The organism is Phyllobacterium sp. CCNWLW183 (assembly GCF_037203775.1).
GTDB lineage: Bacteria > Pseudomonadota > Alphaproteobacteria > Rhizobiales > Rhizobiaceae > Phyllobacterium > Phyllobacterium ifriqiyense.
Genome location: NZ_JBBCBN010000013.1, coordinates 16,191 through 29,819, shown reverse-complemented (window position 1 = coordinate 29,819; position 13,629 = coordinate 16,191). Strand labels below are relative to the sequence as shown.

The following is a 13,629-nucleotide window of genomic DNA, read 5'->3' as shown; positions in this document are numbered from 1 at the left end:
CTCGAAAAAAATAGTGACTTAAAACTAATTCCGTGTCAACTTGGTTTTTGAAGACGCAAGTCATTGCACTGCAACAACTTTTTTGCGTCGCACAAAAAAAGATTTCGGGAGGAAGTCATTTGTTGCTGGATGAGATTGCGCGACCGGACGATGTCCGCCGTCAGAATCGGCGGCTTATATTGGGGTCCATACGACAGCATGAGCATTTATCCAGAACCGACATCGTGGCCCATACGGGGCTAAGTCCATCGACGGTTTCAGCCATTACTACGGCCCTTATAGCTGAAGGTATTATTGGCGAAAACCGCGGCGGCGACCCGGCTGAAACGAAGCGGGGACGACCTCAAATAGCCTTGGCTTTAAACCCTGAAATCGCAACAGTCGCTACGGTGGAACTCGCGCTCAACCTTATCCATGTCGTGCTGTTCGACTATACTGGCCAAGTCACTGCGGAGCAGTTTCGTCATTTACCCACTTTAGAAGCGACAACCGGCGAGTTGATCGCAACTGTCTCATCCATGCTTGATGAGTTAATCGAAAACAGCCCGAAGAATGCTGGTCCCCTGCTCCACATCTCAATGGGTGTGCAGGGCGTCACAGACGCTGCAAGCTCTGCGATGCTTTGGTCTCCCATTACGCCTGACACAAATATCGCATTCGGCAATGCCCTTTCGCAGCGCTATGGAGTGGGTGTAGCCGTTACCAATGATTGCAACATGATAGCGGAAGCTCTGCGCTGGACTGACCCTCAAAATTATACCGAGGATTTTGCTGCTATTTTGCTTTCTCACGGCATCGGTATGGGCCTTTACTTGAAAGGAAAACCCTTTGTCGGCGCCTACTCCTCCGCATCCGAGTTCGGGCACATGTTGCATGTACCCAACGGAGCGCTATGCCGGTGCGGGCGGCACGGATGTATTGAAGCCTATGCCAGCGACTACGCCATCTTGAGAAACATCGCTGACGAAGATGAAAAAACACAACCTATACAGGGCGTCGACGCCGCAAGTTTCAACAAGGTTGCCGACATTGCACGGGCAAAGGATGGTCCGGAACGTGCGGCCTTCGCCAAAGCAGGACAGGCAATCGGTTCAGGACTACGCAGCCTTTTTTCGCTGATTGACCCCGTTCCCGTTGCGCTGGTTGGCCCGGGCGCAGGTGTTTTCGATCTTCTTGAAAAGGATTTGCGCGCCATCATTTCGGGAACATCCGGCTGGGGCGCGACAGAGGACCTCAATATTCGCTGCTATCCTGATGAACATCCGCTTATTTTACAAGGATGCATGATGACATCCCTGCTTCATCTCGATACGCACATTTTTGCCCCCGGAGATGCCCCGGTCAAACGGGCAATTTCAGCATAGTTCAGGAGAAATCTTATGTATCTCGGTCTCGATCTCGGCACATCAGGTGTCAAGGCGTTATTGATTGACGATGAACAGCGGATCATAGCTTCCGGCAATGGATCGCTGGAAGTCACGCGGCCCCACTCCGGCTGGTCGGAGCAAGACCCTGAGCACTGGATCAGAGCAACAGAACACGCTGTACAGGAACTGCGTGCCAGTCATGGCATGGAACTTGCTGCCGTAAAGGGCATCGGTCTTTCGGGTCAAATGCATGGCGCAACGCTACTCGACGCCAATGGTCAGGTGTTACGCCCATGTATGCTTTGGAACGATACACGAAGCCATAAAGAAGCAAGCACGCTTGATGCAGATCCGAGATTCAGGGCGCTCACGGGCAATATTGTTTTCCCGGGCTTTACGGCGCCAAAAGTGGACTGGGTTAGAAACAATGAGCCAGATATCTTCAGTAAAACCCGCCATATTCTTTTACCAAAAGACTATTTGCGCCTTTGGTTGACGGGCGAGTACGTCTCGGAAATGTCGGACGCTGCGGGCACATCCTGGTTGGACGTTGGTAAGCGCGCTTGGTCGCAAGAACTTTTGGCCGCCACAGAATTAAGTCTTGATCATATGCCGTCGCTGGTGGAAGGCACAGATGTCTCCGGCACATTAAAATCCGATATTGCTTCGCGTTGGGGAATGAAAAGCAACGTCGTTGTTGCTGGTGGAGCCGGCGACAACGCAGCATCCGCATGTGGCATGGGAACTGTTGGCGAGGGTCACGCTTTCATTTCTCTAGGCACGTCCGGTGTACTTTTTGCTGCAAACAATGCCTATTTGCCCAATCCGGAAAGTGCCGTGCATACGTTTTGCCATGCATTGCCGAATACATGGCATCAGATGGGGGTAATTCTGTCGGCTACCGACGCGTTGAACTGGTATGCCGGGATAACCTCGCGCAATGCAGCTGAGCTCACAAACGAGCTTGGGCTAGCTTTACGGGAACCATCGGGCGTCACCTTCCTTCCCTATCTTTCCGGCGAGCGCACTCCGCTTAACGACTCCTCTATTCGCGGATCGTTTTATGGGTTGGAGCACGCAAGTGACCGCGCAGTATTGACACAAGCCGTTCTGGAAGGTGTGGCCTTCGCATTTCGCGACTGTTCGCGTGCATTGGCGGCGGCGGGCACACAGCTTGAACGCGTTACGGCTGTCGGCGGCGGCTCGCGCTCAACCTATTGGTTGAAAACCATAGCGACGGCGCTCAATATCCCAGTTGACGTGCCAGCAGACGGCGATTTCGGCGCAGCTTTCGGGGCAGCGCGTCTCGGATTGATCGCCGCCGAGCAAGTTAACCCACGTGAAATATGCGTCGCGCCTTCAACCGCCTCGACCATCGAGCCAGAAACAAAACTGACCGCTCAATTTGATGCGGCCTATCATCGTTATCATAATCTATATCCAGCATTAAAAGGAGTTCAGTCATGAACAGCGGATTTTTCGGCGACACCAAACCAGTCAAATATGAGGGGCCGGACAGCACAAATCCGCTAGCCTACCGCTTCTACAATGCGGATGAAGTGGTTTTGGGGAAACGCCTTGAAGACCATTTGCGTTTTGCCGTTGCCTATTGGCACTCCTTTGTCTGGCCGGGCGGCGATCCGTTTGGTGGGCAGACATTCGAGCGCCCCTGGTTTAATGAGACCATGGAAGGAGCGAAACTGAAAGCAGATGTTGCCTTCGAAATGTTCTCGATACTGGGCGCACCTTATTTCTGTTTCCACGATGCCGATGTGCGCCCGGAAGGCGATACGCTTGCAGAAAGCAACAAGCGCCTCCATGAAATAGCGGACTATTTTGCCGGGAAGATGGAGAAGACAGGAACAAAGCTTCTCTGGGGCACAGCCAACCTCTTTTCCAACCGCCGTTATATGTCAGGTGCCGCAACCAATCCCGATCCAGAGGTCTTCGCCTATGCCGCTGCAACGGTGAAAACCTGCATCGACGTTACGCAGAAGCTCAAGGGCGAAAACTACGTTCTCTGGGGCGGTCGCGAAGGCTACGAAACGCTGCTGAATACCGATATGAAGCGCGAACTCGACCAGATGGGTCGTTTCCTGAGCCTCGTCGTCGATTATAAGCATAAGATTGGCTTCAAGGGCGCCATCCTTATTGAACCGAAGCCACAAGAGCCGACCAAACATCAGTACGATTATGACGCGGCAACTGTTTACGGCTTCCTCAAGCGCTTCGGTCTTGAAAATGAAGTGAAGGTCAATCTGGAGCAGGGTCATGCGATTCTTGCAGGCCATTCCTTTGAGCATGAACTTGCGACTGCCTCGGCTCTGGGCATCTTCGGTTCAATCGATATGAACCGTAATGACTATCAGTCCGGCTGGGATACAGACCAGTTCCCTAACAACGTTCCGGAAGTTGCGCTGGCATATTTTGAAATTCTCAAAGCAGGAGGATTTACGTCGGGTGGCACGAATTTCGACTCGAAATTGCGCCGCCAGTCACTTGATCCGCAGGATTTGTTGATTGCTCATATTGGCGGCATGGACACTTGCGCTCGTGGCCTCAAGGCGGCAGCAAAGATGATCGAAGACAAGGTGCTGACAGGGTTTGTCGATGAGCGTTATGCTGGCTGGTCAAAGCCGGAAGCCCAGCAAATGCTTTCGGGCAAGCTTTCGCTTGAGGACATTGCGAACAAAGTTGAGGGTTCAGGACTGCAACCGCAACCGCGCTCCGGACGTCAGGAATATTTGGAAAATGTAGTCAATCGCTACGTTTAAACCACCAAAGATAAAAGCCACGTCTAATAAACAAGCTCTCATATGAGAGCTTGTTTATCCTTTAGAATCAAACGTGTTGGCCACCATTGATGTGTATTTCCGAGCCGGTCACATAAGATGAGGCCTCGGAACAGAGGAAGAAGATCGTTTCGGCAACTTCGGCTGTTTTGCCAAGCCTGCGAAGCGGCAAATGCTCTACCAGCTTGTCGGTTCCGGGAGAGAGAATTGCCGTATCGATCTCGCCAGGCGCGATGGCATTGACTCGAATTCCGTGGGGACCGAAGTCGGATGCCATTTCGCGGGTCAATGACGCCAAAGCTGCCTTGGATGTAGCATAGGCTGTACCTGCAAATGGATGTACGCGACTGCCGGCAATTGATGTCACGTTCACCACAGAACCTTTTGCAGTGGCCAACTCATTGAACAGGCCACGCGCCAGCATGATTGGGGCAAAGAAATTTACTTGGAACACGCTCATCCAGGTCTGCATTGGCGTTTCAATGGAATCGAGACGATTACCCGAGCCATTCTTTGGTGAAATACCCGCATTGTTGACTAGGGCGTTAAGCATCCCGCCTTCGACCTTAAGCCGCTGCCTGATCTCCGACACCGCATGATCTACATCAGCAGGATCAGCAAGATCGACCTTGATATGATCGTCTGGACCAGCAGGCCAAGGGCAGTTGTCATCGAAACTCTGGCGAGAGCAGGTGATAACGCGCCAACCTGCACGCGAAAAACGCTTAACAGTTGCGTGGCCAATACCGCGGCTTGCGCCGGTCAGTACGAGGACCTTGCGAGGTTCTTTTTCACTCATGAGAAATTCTCCGTTGGAGACTCCATAGCCGATCAGCAGTTGAATATCGAGGCATAACATTCGCGGCGTTATTGATCCCGTTGAACGAAATCAATAACGTCGTTCAAAACGCGGGAGGAAGCATGAACGGATATATATTGGCCATCGACCAGGGCACGACATCAAGCCGCGCAATCATTTTTGATAAGAGCCGGAAAGTTGTCGGCAAAAGCCAACAAGAATTCACGCAAATATATCCGCAGTCTGGCTGGGTTGAGCACGATCCTGATGAAATCTGGCAATCCGTTCTGGCAACTTGTGAAGTTGCTATCGAGAATGCAAAAATCCAAGCGGGCGACGTCGCGGCAATCGGCATTACCAACCAGCGCGAAACGGTGATCGTCTGGGAAAAGGCAACGGGCAAACCGATACACAACGCCATAGTTTGGCAGGATCGCCGAACCGCTTCCCTTTGCCAAAAGCTGAAGAAGCAAGGGCTGGAAAAGAAATTCACCCGGAAAACGGGCTTGCTGCTCGATCCCTATTTTTCTGGCACCAAGCTTTCCTGGATTTTGGATAAAGTGCCCGGTGCCCGCAAGCGCGCAGCCAATGGCGAACTGCTTTTCGGTACAATCGACAGTTTTTTGATTTGGCGACTGACTGGCGGCAAGGTTCACGCGACAGATGCCACCAATGCCTCACGCACGCTGCTTTTTAACATTGCTACCAATGAGTGGGATGACGAACTGCTCGAAATTCTCCGTGTTCCTCGTGCAATGTTGCCGGAGGTTAAAGACTGCGCGGCAAATTTCGGCTCGGCGGAAGCGTCTTTATTTGGCGCAACAATTCCGATTCTCGGTGTTGCCGGTGATCAACATGCAGCGACCATTGGCCAAGCTTGTTTTGAACCGGGAATGTTCAAATCCACTTATGGTACGGGCTGTTTTGCCTTGCTCAATACCGGCAGCGATATGGTGATCTCCAAAAACCGGCTCCTGACAACCATCGCCTATCGTCTCAATGGCAAAACGACCTATGCGCTGGAGGGTTCGATTTTCATTGCAGGTGCGGCGGTGCAATGGCTGCGGGACGGGTTGAAAATCATTGGATCCGCGCCCGAAACCGGTAAGCTCGCTGATCAGGCAGACCCGAGCCAAGATGTTTATCTCGTTCCCGCCTTCGTAGGGCTAGGGGCGCCCCATTGGGACGCAGAAGCACGTGGCGCGATATATGGACTGACCCGAAACTCTGGCCCTGCGGAATTTGCAAGAGCCGCGCTGGAATCTGTGGCCTATCAAACGCGCGATCTCCTTGACGCCATGCGAAAGGATTGGAAGACTTCTGACACCAAGACCGTGCTGCGCGTCGATGGCGGGATGGTCGCCTCGGACTGGACCATGCAGCGCCTTGCCGATATTCTTGATGCGCCCGTGGATCGACCAACCATTCTCGAAACAACGGCACTTGGCGCAGCATGGCTTGCCGGCTCCAAGGCGGGCATATGGCCAAACCGCCGCGAATTCTCCAAAACATGGGAAAGAGACACGCGCTTTATACCGAAAATGGATGAGAAGACCCGCAAGGCCAAGATTGCCGGATGGAAGATCGCCGTGAAAAGAACCCTGACAAGTTAGTTCCTGGCAAGACGCTTGGTATCGCTCGTTCAATTTCCCATGATGAGATCGAACAGCGTTGTCTTGCGACCTGCCTGACCGTTTTGACCCACGTCTCCCGGTGGAATAAGTCTCGTAGATCCAGTCTGGTCGCCAAGTCCAACCTGCGTGCCGGGATCGAGTTGTGCTGATGGAGCTGAAGGATCAACACCCGAATCAGGCAAAATATCATTGCCCTCTTCGATCAATTTATCGAGGCGATAATCTCCGGGAAGCGGTGCGATGGGAACGCCCTTATGGGCTGCCACCATGAAATCTTTCCAAGCGATTGCCGGTAACGATCCGCCGGTGATCTTCTTCGTTGGCTTGCCGTTATCGTTGCCGAACCACACGCCTGTCGTCAGATTGGACGTATAGCCAATAAACCAGGCATCACGGAAGTTCTGGCTGGTTCCGGTCTTGCCAGCTGCCGGCCAGCCAAATCTTGCCTTGGTTGCCGTGCCAGTCTCGATAGTCTGGCTCAACATGGCGTTCATCATGCTGAGATTGCGCGGGCTTACAACACGGTCCGGTGTCGGCCCCTTATACTCAAAAAGCAGCTTACCGCTATTCGTGGTGACACGGCGAATAATGTGGACAGGCGCCTTGTAGCCTCCATTGGCAAATGGGACAAAGGAATCTGTCAGTTCCAGCAAAGTTACTTCAGATGTGCCGAGGGCCAGCGAAGCATTCGACGTAAGGCTGGAATCGATGCCAAGACGATGAGCCGTTGAGACAACGGTTGCAGGTCCCACTTCCATGACAAGTTGCGCAGATACGGAATTGAGCGAGCGGGCCAGTGCTTCAGCCAATGTTACTTTGCCAAAATATTTTCCATTGTAATTTCCTGGTGTCCATTTGCCGATGCGGATTGGCGCATCATTGCGAATAGATTCCGGCGTAAGTCCCTTTTCCAAAGCAGAAAGATAAACGAAAGGCTTGAAGGCCGATCCCGGCTGGCGCTTTGCCTCGCTGGCCCGGTCAAACTGACTGTTGGCGTAATCATACCCGCCTACGAGCGCGCGCACGGCGCCTGTTCCATCAACTGAGACCAGCGCGCCTTGCGAAACATTCAACTTCTCACCGTTTTTACTGATGAGATCGCGGATCGATGCTTCTCCCAACTTCTGCAAGCCAAGATCCACAGTGGTATCAACCACAATATCATTCGATACGTCGCCGATTAGATTTGGCAACTCCTCCATGACGCGGTCAGCAACATACTGTTCTGATCCTGACCAATAGGAAGCGGCGCGTGCTGTAGGCTGCTTCATCGCCACATCCAATTCGTCAACGCCGATCATGCCTTGCTCACGCATTGCAGCAAGCACCAATTGCGAACGTTCGCGCGCAGCTTTTGGATCACGTGCAGGTGACAAACGCGAAGGAGCCTTGAGCAGACCCGCAAGCAGCGCAGCTTCTGGCAAGGTCACTTCTTTGGCTGATTTGTTGAAGTACCGGTGCGATGCAGCGGCCACACCATAAGAGCCGGACCCCAGATAGACCCGATTAAGATACATCTCCAGGATTTGTGTCTTGGTATATTTCTGCTCCAGCCACAGCGCCAGCAATACCTCCTGAACCTTGCGTTCAAGGGTGCGATCAGGTGTCAGGAAAAGATTCTTGGCCAACTGCTGGGTGATCGTCGAGCCCCCCTGTACCAAGCGACCCGAAATCACATTGGTTACCATCGCCCGGGCAAAGCCAATAGGATCGACGCCAAAATGCGAATAGAACCGGCGATCTTCAATGGCAATAACCGCCTCAGGTATATAGGGCGACATATCATGCAGCCCGATTGCCTCTCCGCCCGAAGCGCCACGATTGGCGATCAATTCGCCTTCCACGGAAACTATCCTAACGTTGGGTGCACGGTCAGGAATGGTCCATGTCGTCGTCTGGGGCATCTTGGCGGCGAAATAGAGAACCGTGCCTGTCAGAGCGATTCCACCCCAAATGCATAAAACAAACGACCAATAAACTGCACGTCGCACCAACCCAATAAATCCACTGCCGTTTTTGCCGCGGCGTGAGCTGCTACGCTTTGACTTTGAGACTTTGCGCACTGCCGATTTGCGTTTTGCCACGGGCCTATCCTTCGGATCTGCACGCATGTCATCGCTCGAATCCCGACCGGAGCCAAATCCGGGTTCGATGCGTTGCCTGCCTTTATCGCGTGGTGCCATTGATGATAAATTCCGCGCCGTTGTACCCATCTGGAGTGATAGCCACGCGTTGCAGAGTAAATGCGGCGATTTAAGGTGCGGTTAAGGACCAGTGAAGTTAAATTCGTTTAACAAAACAGCGGCGCGAAGACAGGCCAGCCAAAGCAGCTCTATCGTGTGCAGTTGCAGTTTTTGCAACTAATACACTAAAGGGTTGCGATAGTGTGCAGCTTCCTTTAGGTCTCGGCGCTTCGCTGTCTTATAAGGTCCGTGACATGGAACAGGCAAAGTTCACAACGGGTTTCGCGCTGCTTTTACTGGGTGCACTCGTTATCAACATCGGTTATTTCGCGTTTTCAATCGACCCACTGGACGTTTCTGTTTCGCTGGATGAGTCGGGTGCGATTGAAACTTTCCAGCTGGCATATATCGCCGGTGCAACTGCCCTGTTCTTCATCGCAGGCCTGCTCCAGCATAAAGCTGGCCGAATGTTTTCCATTGGCATGGCTGTGCTTTGTATCGTTTTTTTCCTGCGTGAGCTTGAGGTTGATCGCGTGGGTCCAATAACGACCTATATGAACAGCAAAGTATTCCGTATTCACGAAGCTGTTATAATAATTGCGGTGGCATGTGTTTATCTGGCCTTTCGCTGGCGGACAGTTGGCGAAATTGCGCGATTTGTTTTCAGCAAATCTGCTTGGCCATTCTACGTCGCGGCAATTTTTCTTCTTATTGGTGCCTATTGTGATTCACAGCACGGCACAGTTTCCATGCAGATAAAAGAAGAGATTGCGGAAAGCGCAAGCTATCTTGCATTAATGGTTACAGCGGCGGGCCTGTGTTACCAGCATTCTCGCCACAGTGAGCATAAGAATGGCATTAATGCCTTGATTATAAGCATTTTTATGTTGGTATTGGTGGGCGCATATGCACATGGTCTTTACGTGCTGACATAAAACTCAATACCGCAATCGGACACGCTTTTTACATTGTCAGAAACGAATTTGGCATTTCCCGACAAGGGCTCACCGGCAATCGAGCGCAGTCTTTTTCAAAGGCTGAGGAGCCGTCTGGATTCGTGGCGGATCGAGACGCGATTGAAGCGCCGAAAAAATAATGTTGCCGCGATATCACCTCTTGGTTCTGGAATGCGCCCGTTACAGAATACGGACATTCCACTCATTTTCCTGACGCGCAACAGCGTAAATTTCCTGCCCTCATTTCTGTCTCACTATCGCAAAATTGGTGTCACACGCTTCCTATGTATCGATGATAATTCGTCTGATGCTACCCGGGACATATTGCTGCAACAGCCCGATGTCGATCTCTTCAAGTCACCCCTACGCTATGGGGAAGCTGACCGCGGGAAGCTCTGGAGGCATGAACTTCTGAAACTGTATGGAATCAATCGCTGGTATCTTAATGTCGATTGCGATGAATATTTCATTTATGACAATTGCGAAGAAGAACCGTTACCGGAGCTCATTGCAAATCTTGAGCTGAAGGGCATTAGGCATTGTCCAGCGCCCATGATTGACCTTTATCCTTCGGGCCCGCTGTCATCGGCAGTATTCGATGGTTCCAGCGAGATCATGCCTTGGAAAATTGCCGATATGTTTGACGCGTCCGGCTATCGCATGAGCGCGGATAACCGTTTCATGTCTTTAACGGGTGGCCCCCGCGGACGTATTCTCAAGGAACATGTTGAATTGATGAAATACCCGCTTCTATACGTGGAGACGACGATGGCGTTCGCTTCCAGTATTCACAAGCCATTGCCATTCTATCGCAATTTTTCTCCTATTTATGGCTCGCTATTGCATTTCAAATTTTTCAGTGATGCCTTGCTTTTCGCGCAGGCCGCTGTTGCGGACGCGCAATATTATGGTGGCTCACATGTTTACAAAAACGTGGTTGACGTGCTTGGTGCCGAAGAAAATGTGAGCTTGATTGGGCCGGACTCCCTAAGGTTTCGAGATTCCCGTCAATTTACAGAGCTGGGACTCTTCGCGCGCCCGTGATGCTCCGATAGGACGATGGCTGATGCGTTTTCTTTTTATTATAGCAGATCTCGGGCCGAACGGAGTCACCTATTCACGCCTCCGTTATGCAGGGGAGTTGGCGCGTCGCGGTCACAAGGTCAAGATTTTGGCACTTGTAGATGGCGAGACAAGGACCATCCCAGACGGGGTTGACTTTGAGGTTTTGGATCGCTCGACGACCAGGCTAAGTGGTTTCGTTCAACAGATAAAATCCGCGTTACGTCTGCGGCAGTGGTTCAAACAGGCCTCACGCCTTCAGCCCTTTGATTTTGTTTCTTCTTCGCTCACGCCGGCTGACCGCGTTGTAGCCAGAGCCGGGCTAATAAACGTACATCATTGGATACATATTGCGACATCAGAGCTTATTGCGGGCGTGTCCGATCTTCGAAAACGGCGGCGGCGCGCGCGGCTTTTATCTAGTATCTATCACGGAAAACCGGTCATAGGCGTATCAAAGGGCGTGATTGACGATCTTGCAAAACTGGATGCCATCCCATCCAGCGCAACGCTGATACATAATGGCTACAATGTTGAACACATACGCAAATTGGCAGCTGAAAAGCCTGCCGATTTGCCCTCCGAACCGTATTATATCCATGTGGGCCGATTTGCTGCGGCCAAACGCCATGACGTGCTGTTCGAAGCGTTGAAGGGCAGCGGATCAACACGCAGGCTCTTGCTTTTGACTGATAAGCCCGATGAAGCCATGCAACTTGCGCGGCAATATGCATTGGAAGATCGAGTGGCTGCCCTTAACTTTCGCGACAACCCCTTTTCCTATATGGCGCGCGCAGACGCTTTATTGCTGTCATCCGATTTTGAAGGCTTTCCAAACGTTCTGGTCGAAAGTCTTATCTCGGGAACGCCTATCATATCCACCGATTGCCCCTATGGACCGGCAGAGATCCTCACAGACTCCTACGCACAATGGCTCGTTCCCACCGGCGACGCCCAAGCGCTGTCCGACAAAATCGCGCTTTTCGAAACTTTACCATATAAAGTTGAGCCTTGGCTTTTTCAGCGCTTCACTCTTGCAGGTGCGATGAATCAACTTGAAGAACTTGCCCGCATGCCGGAAAAGCCATCTTTGGGGCAATTTCGTCCGCTGCTTTGAATGACCTGCCGCCAGTTGAGAAATCCATCTGCTGGGGTTAATCTTGCGTATCAATGAGGAATGTTCATGCGCCTTATCATGCTTGTAGTTCTCACGATTGGAATTAGCGGATGCGGTGGCGGTGCCATTAAGCGCCTCAGTCCCTCACCCGACTCAGAGGCGCAATACCGTCTTGGCGGGTGCCAGTTACGGGGACACGGGGTATGCAAGGACAGCCAAGAATTTGAAAAACAATCTCCGGCTGCTCAATAGCAAAAGATTATTATTTGCAGGCTCTTGAATATTTCCTTTATCGGCTATACTTTAATCCTTGCGTAACGAGCGGTTCTCCTCCCATTTTTCGCTCGTTGCGTGTTCCCCTCTGGACGCATTAGCGTTCACAATTCGCCGGGCTCTTGCCCGGCTTTTTTGTGCCTTGTACAGTCTCGTACGCGTAGCACTCCGAAGAACGACTTCTGATAATTACAATAAAAATTCGATCGCTCGAAATACGGTCTAGCAATCATGTTTTATGGAAACATCTTCGGGCATTCGTCCATCACCTGAATTTTACTTCCTATTCTGAATCTTCGCGTATCAAAGACGAATGGTGAGGGAGCACGACGAATGAGTACCGTGGAAAAGATGCGGGTAGACTGGGTCGACATTGCCAAAGGTATCTGCATCATTTTTGTAGTGATGATGCATTCTGTTCTGGGTGTAGAGAACGAGACTGGCACGCAAGGGTGGATGCATCCGGTTGTAGCATTTGCTCAGCCATTTCGGATGCCAGATTTCTTTTTGATATCGGGGCTTTTCCTAAGCGTCGTCATTAACCGCTCGTGGCTGCGCTATATTGATCGAAAGGTCGTGCATTTTGCCTATTTCTACGTGCTTTGGCTAACCATTCAATTTGTGTTCAAGGCACCAGGGGTTGTGGCGCAAGACGGAGCGACGGGTGCCATATCGGCTTATCTGCTCGCATTTGTGCAACCATTTGGCACATTGTGGTTCATATATTTGTTGCCGGTGTTCTTTATCGTTACCCGATTGCTGAAGACGACAAATGTCTGGCTGGTCTTTGCAGCATCGGCACTTTTAGAAACGTTGCCGATCCACACGGGATGGCTTGTTATTGACGAGTTTTGCAGCCGATATGTGTATTTTTTTGCAGGATATGCATTTGCTCCAGCAATCTTCAAACTGGCCGAGAAATTGCGGGCAAGCCCCGCTATTGCTGCAATCATTCTAGGTGCATGGGCTGTCTTAAACGGGTGGCTGGTCTTCCATCCTGCACCGGCACCATTTAGCGCGTGGATACCACAAGTGACTTATACTTCGGGCGGGCTTGGTGGCTGGGCAAGTGTGCCGGTTATCTCGTTGATCGCCGGTTTTGCTGGAGCACTGGCTATTGTTTCAAGCTCAGCTCTTATTGCAAGTGTGCCATGGAAGCCCATAAACGCAACGCTGCGCTGGCTTGGTGCTCACTCAATCGTGGTGTACCTGGCCTTCTTTCTGCCCATGGCAGCCGCTCGCACTATATTGCTTAAAACTGGAATCATCACTGATATTGGCACTATTTCACTACTGACGGTGATGAGCGGCGTCATCGGCCCGGTCATTCTTTATAGAATCATTCAACTCACTGGCTATGGGGAATTTCTATTCAAAAGACCGGCTTGGACGCATGTAGATCGCGCTCCACAGCAGGAAACAGCTCAAGCCCCCGCCGCGTAATAA

The 13,629-nt window shown here is 51.7% G+C and carries 10 protein-coding genes; 8 read left to right on the top strand and 2 right to left on the bottom strand.

Annotated elements, in window-relative coordinates:
* Positions 1 to 122: 122 nt before the first annotated feature.
* Genes V9K95_RS22640 through xylA form a run of 3 tightly spaced genes read left to right on the top strand, consistent with a single transcriptional unit; the run spans position 123 to position 4,141 of the window.
* Positions 123 to 1,364 carry an ROK family transcriptional regulator gene (locus tag V9K95_RS22640; RefSeq protein ID WP_307282165.1) on the top strand — a complete coding sequence of 414 codons (1,242 nt, stop codon included), beginning with the start codon at positions 123 to 125 and terminating at the stop codon, positions 1,362 to 1,364.
* A gap of 15 nt (positions 1,365 to 1,379) precedes the next feature.
* Positions 1,380 to 2,834 carry a xylulokinase gene (xylB, locus tag V9K95_RS22635; protein ID WP_336442301.1) on the top strand — a complete coding sequence of 485 codons (1,455 nt, stop codon included), beginning with the start codon at positions 1,380 to 1,382 and terminating at the stop codon, positions 2,832 to 2,834.
* Positions 2,831 to 4,141: a xylose isomerase gene (xylA, locus tag V9K95_RS22630; RefSeq protein ID WP_336442300.1), complete on the top strand. Its 1,311-nt coding sequence runs from the start codon at positions 2,831 to 2,833 to the stop codon at positions 4,139 to 4,141. Before xylB ends, xylA begins: the two co-directional genes overlap by 4 nt.
* 67 nt (positions 4,142 to 4,208) lie before the next feature.
* Here the strand turns inward: xylA and V9K95_RS22625 are convergent, their stop codons facing one another.
* Entirely contained in the window at positions 4,209 to 4,958 is a 750-nt protein-coding gene (locus V9K95_RS22625) for an SDR family NAD(P)-dependent oxidoreductase (protein ID WP_115051552.1), read from the bottom strand.
* Between the two features lie 122 nt (positions 4,959 to 5,080).
* Between V9K95_RS22625 and glpK the strand changes: the two genes are divergently transcribed.
* Positions 5,081 to 6,571 (top strand): glycerol kinase GlpK, encoded by a 1,491-nt coding sequence (glpK, locus tag V9K95_RS22620; RefSeq protein WP_115051553.1) that lies wholly within the window; start codon positions 5,081 to 5,083, stop codon positions 6,569 to 6,571.
* Positions 6,572 to 6,600: 29 nt separating this feature from the next.
* Here glpK and V9K95_RS22615 read toward each other — a convergent pair whose 3' ends face one another.
* Positions 6,601 to 8,775, bottom strand: coding sequence for a transglycosylase domain-containing protein (locus V9K95_RS22615; RefSeq protein ID WP_336442299.1), 2,175 nt, complete (start codon positions 8,773 to 8,775; stop codon positions 6,601 to 6,603).
* Positions 8,776 to 8,978: 203 nt separating this feature from the next.
* On the opposite strand from V9K95_RS22615, the gene V9K95_RS22610 reads away from it, so the two are divergent.
* From V9K95_RS22610 to V9K95_RS22595, 4 genes are all read left to right on the top strand, one after another.
* A complete protein-coding gene (locus V9K95_RS22610; protein WP_336442298.1) occupies positions 8,979 to 9,710 on the top strand; it encodes a hypothetical protein in 732 nt (243 codons plus the stop codon).
* Between the two features lie 141 nt (positions 9,711 to 9,851).
* Positions 9,852 to 10,775: a glycosyltransferase family 2 protein gene (locus V9K95_RS22605; protein WP_336442297.1), complete on the top strand. Its 924-nt coding sequence runs from the start codon at positions 9,852 to 9,854 to the stop codon at positions 10,773 to 10,775.
* A gap of 22 nt (positions 10,776 to 10,797) precedes the next feature.
* Entirely contained in the window at positions 10,798 to 11,910 is a 1,113-nt protein-coding gene (locus V9K95_RS22600) for a glycosyltransferase (RefSeq protein WP_336442296.1), read from the top strand.
* A 606-nt stretch (positions 11,911 to 12,516) separates the two neighbouring features.
* The gene (locus V9K95_RS22595) at positions 12,517 to 13,626 is read left to right on the top strand and encodes an acyltransferase family protein (protein WP_336442295.1); all 1,110 of its coding nucleotides are present in this window, start codon (positions 12,517 to 12,519) and stop codon (positions 13,624 to 13,626) included.
* Positions 13,627 to 13,629 lie beyond the last annotated feature (3 nt).

What these genes read in the sequence shown, in the direction of transcription:
- xylB (WP_336442301.1), top strand. Translation starts at nt 1,380, where the DNA reads ATGTATCTCGGTCTCGATCTCGGCACATCAGGTGTCAAGGCGTTATTG.
- xylA (WP_336442300.1), top strand. Translation starts at nt 2,831, where the DNA reads ATGAACAGCGGATTTTTCGGCGACACCAAACCAGTCAAATATGAGGGG.
- V9K95_RS22625 (WP_115051552.1), bottom strand. Translation starts at nt 4,958, where the DNA reads ATGAGTGAAAAAGAACCTCGCAAGGTCCTCGTACTGACCGGCGCAAGC.
- glpK (WP_115051553.1), top strand. Translation starts at nt 5,081, where the DNA reads ATGAACGGATATATATTGGCCATCGACCAGGGCACGACATCAAGCCGC.
- V9K95_RS22615 (WP_336442299.1), bottom strand. Translation starts at nt 8,775, where the DNA reads ATGGCACCACGCGATAAAGGCAGGCAACGCATCGAACCCGGATTTGGC.
- V9K95_RS22600 (WP_336442296.1), top strand. Translation starts at nt 10,798, where the DNA reads ATGCGTTTTCTTTTTATTATAGCAGATCTCGGGCCGAACGGAGTCACC.
- V9K95_RS22595 (WP_336442295.1), top strand. Translation starts at nt 12,517, where the DNA reads ATGAGTACCGTGGAAAAGATGCGGGTAGACTGGGTCGACATTGCCAAA.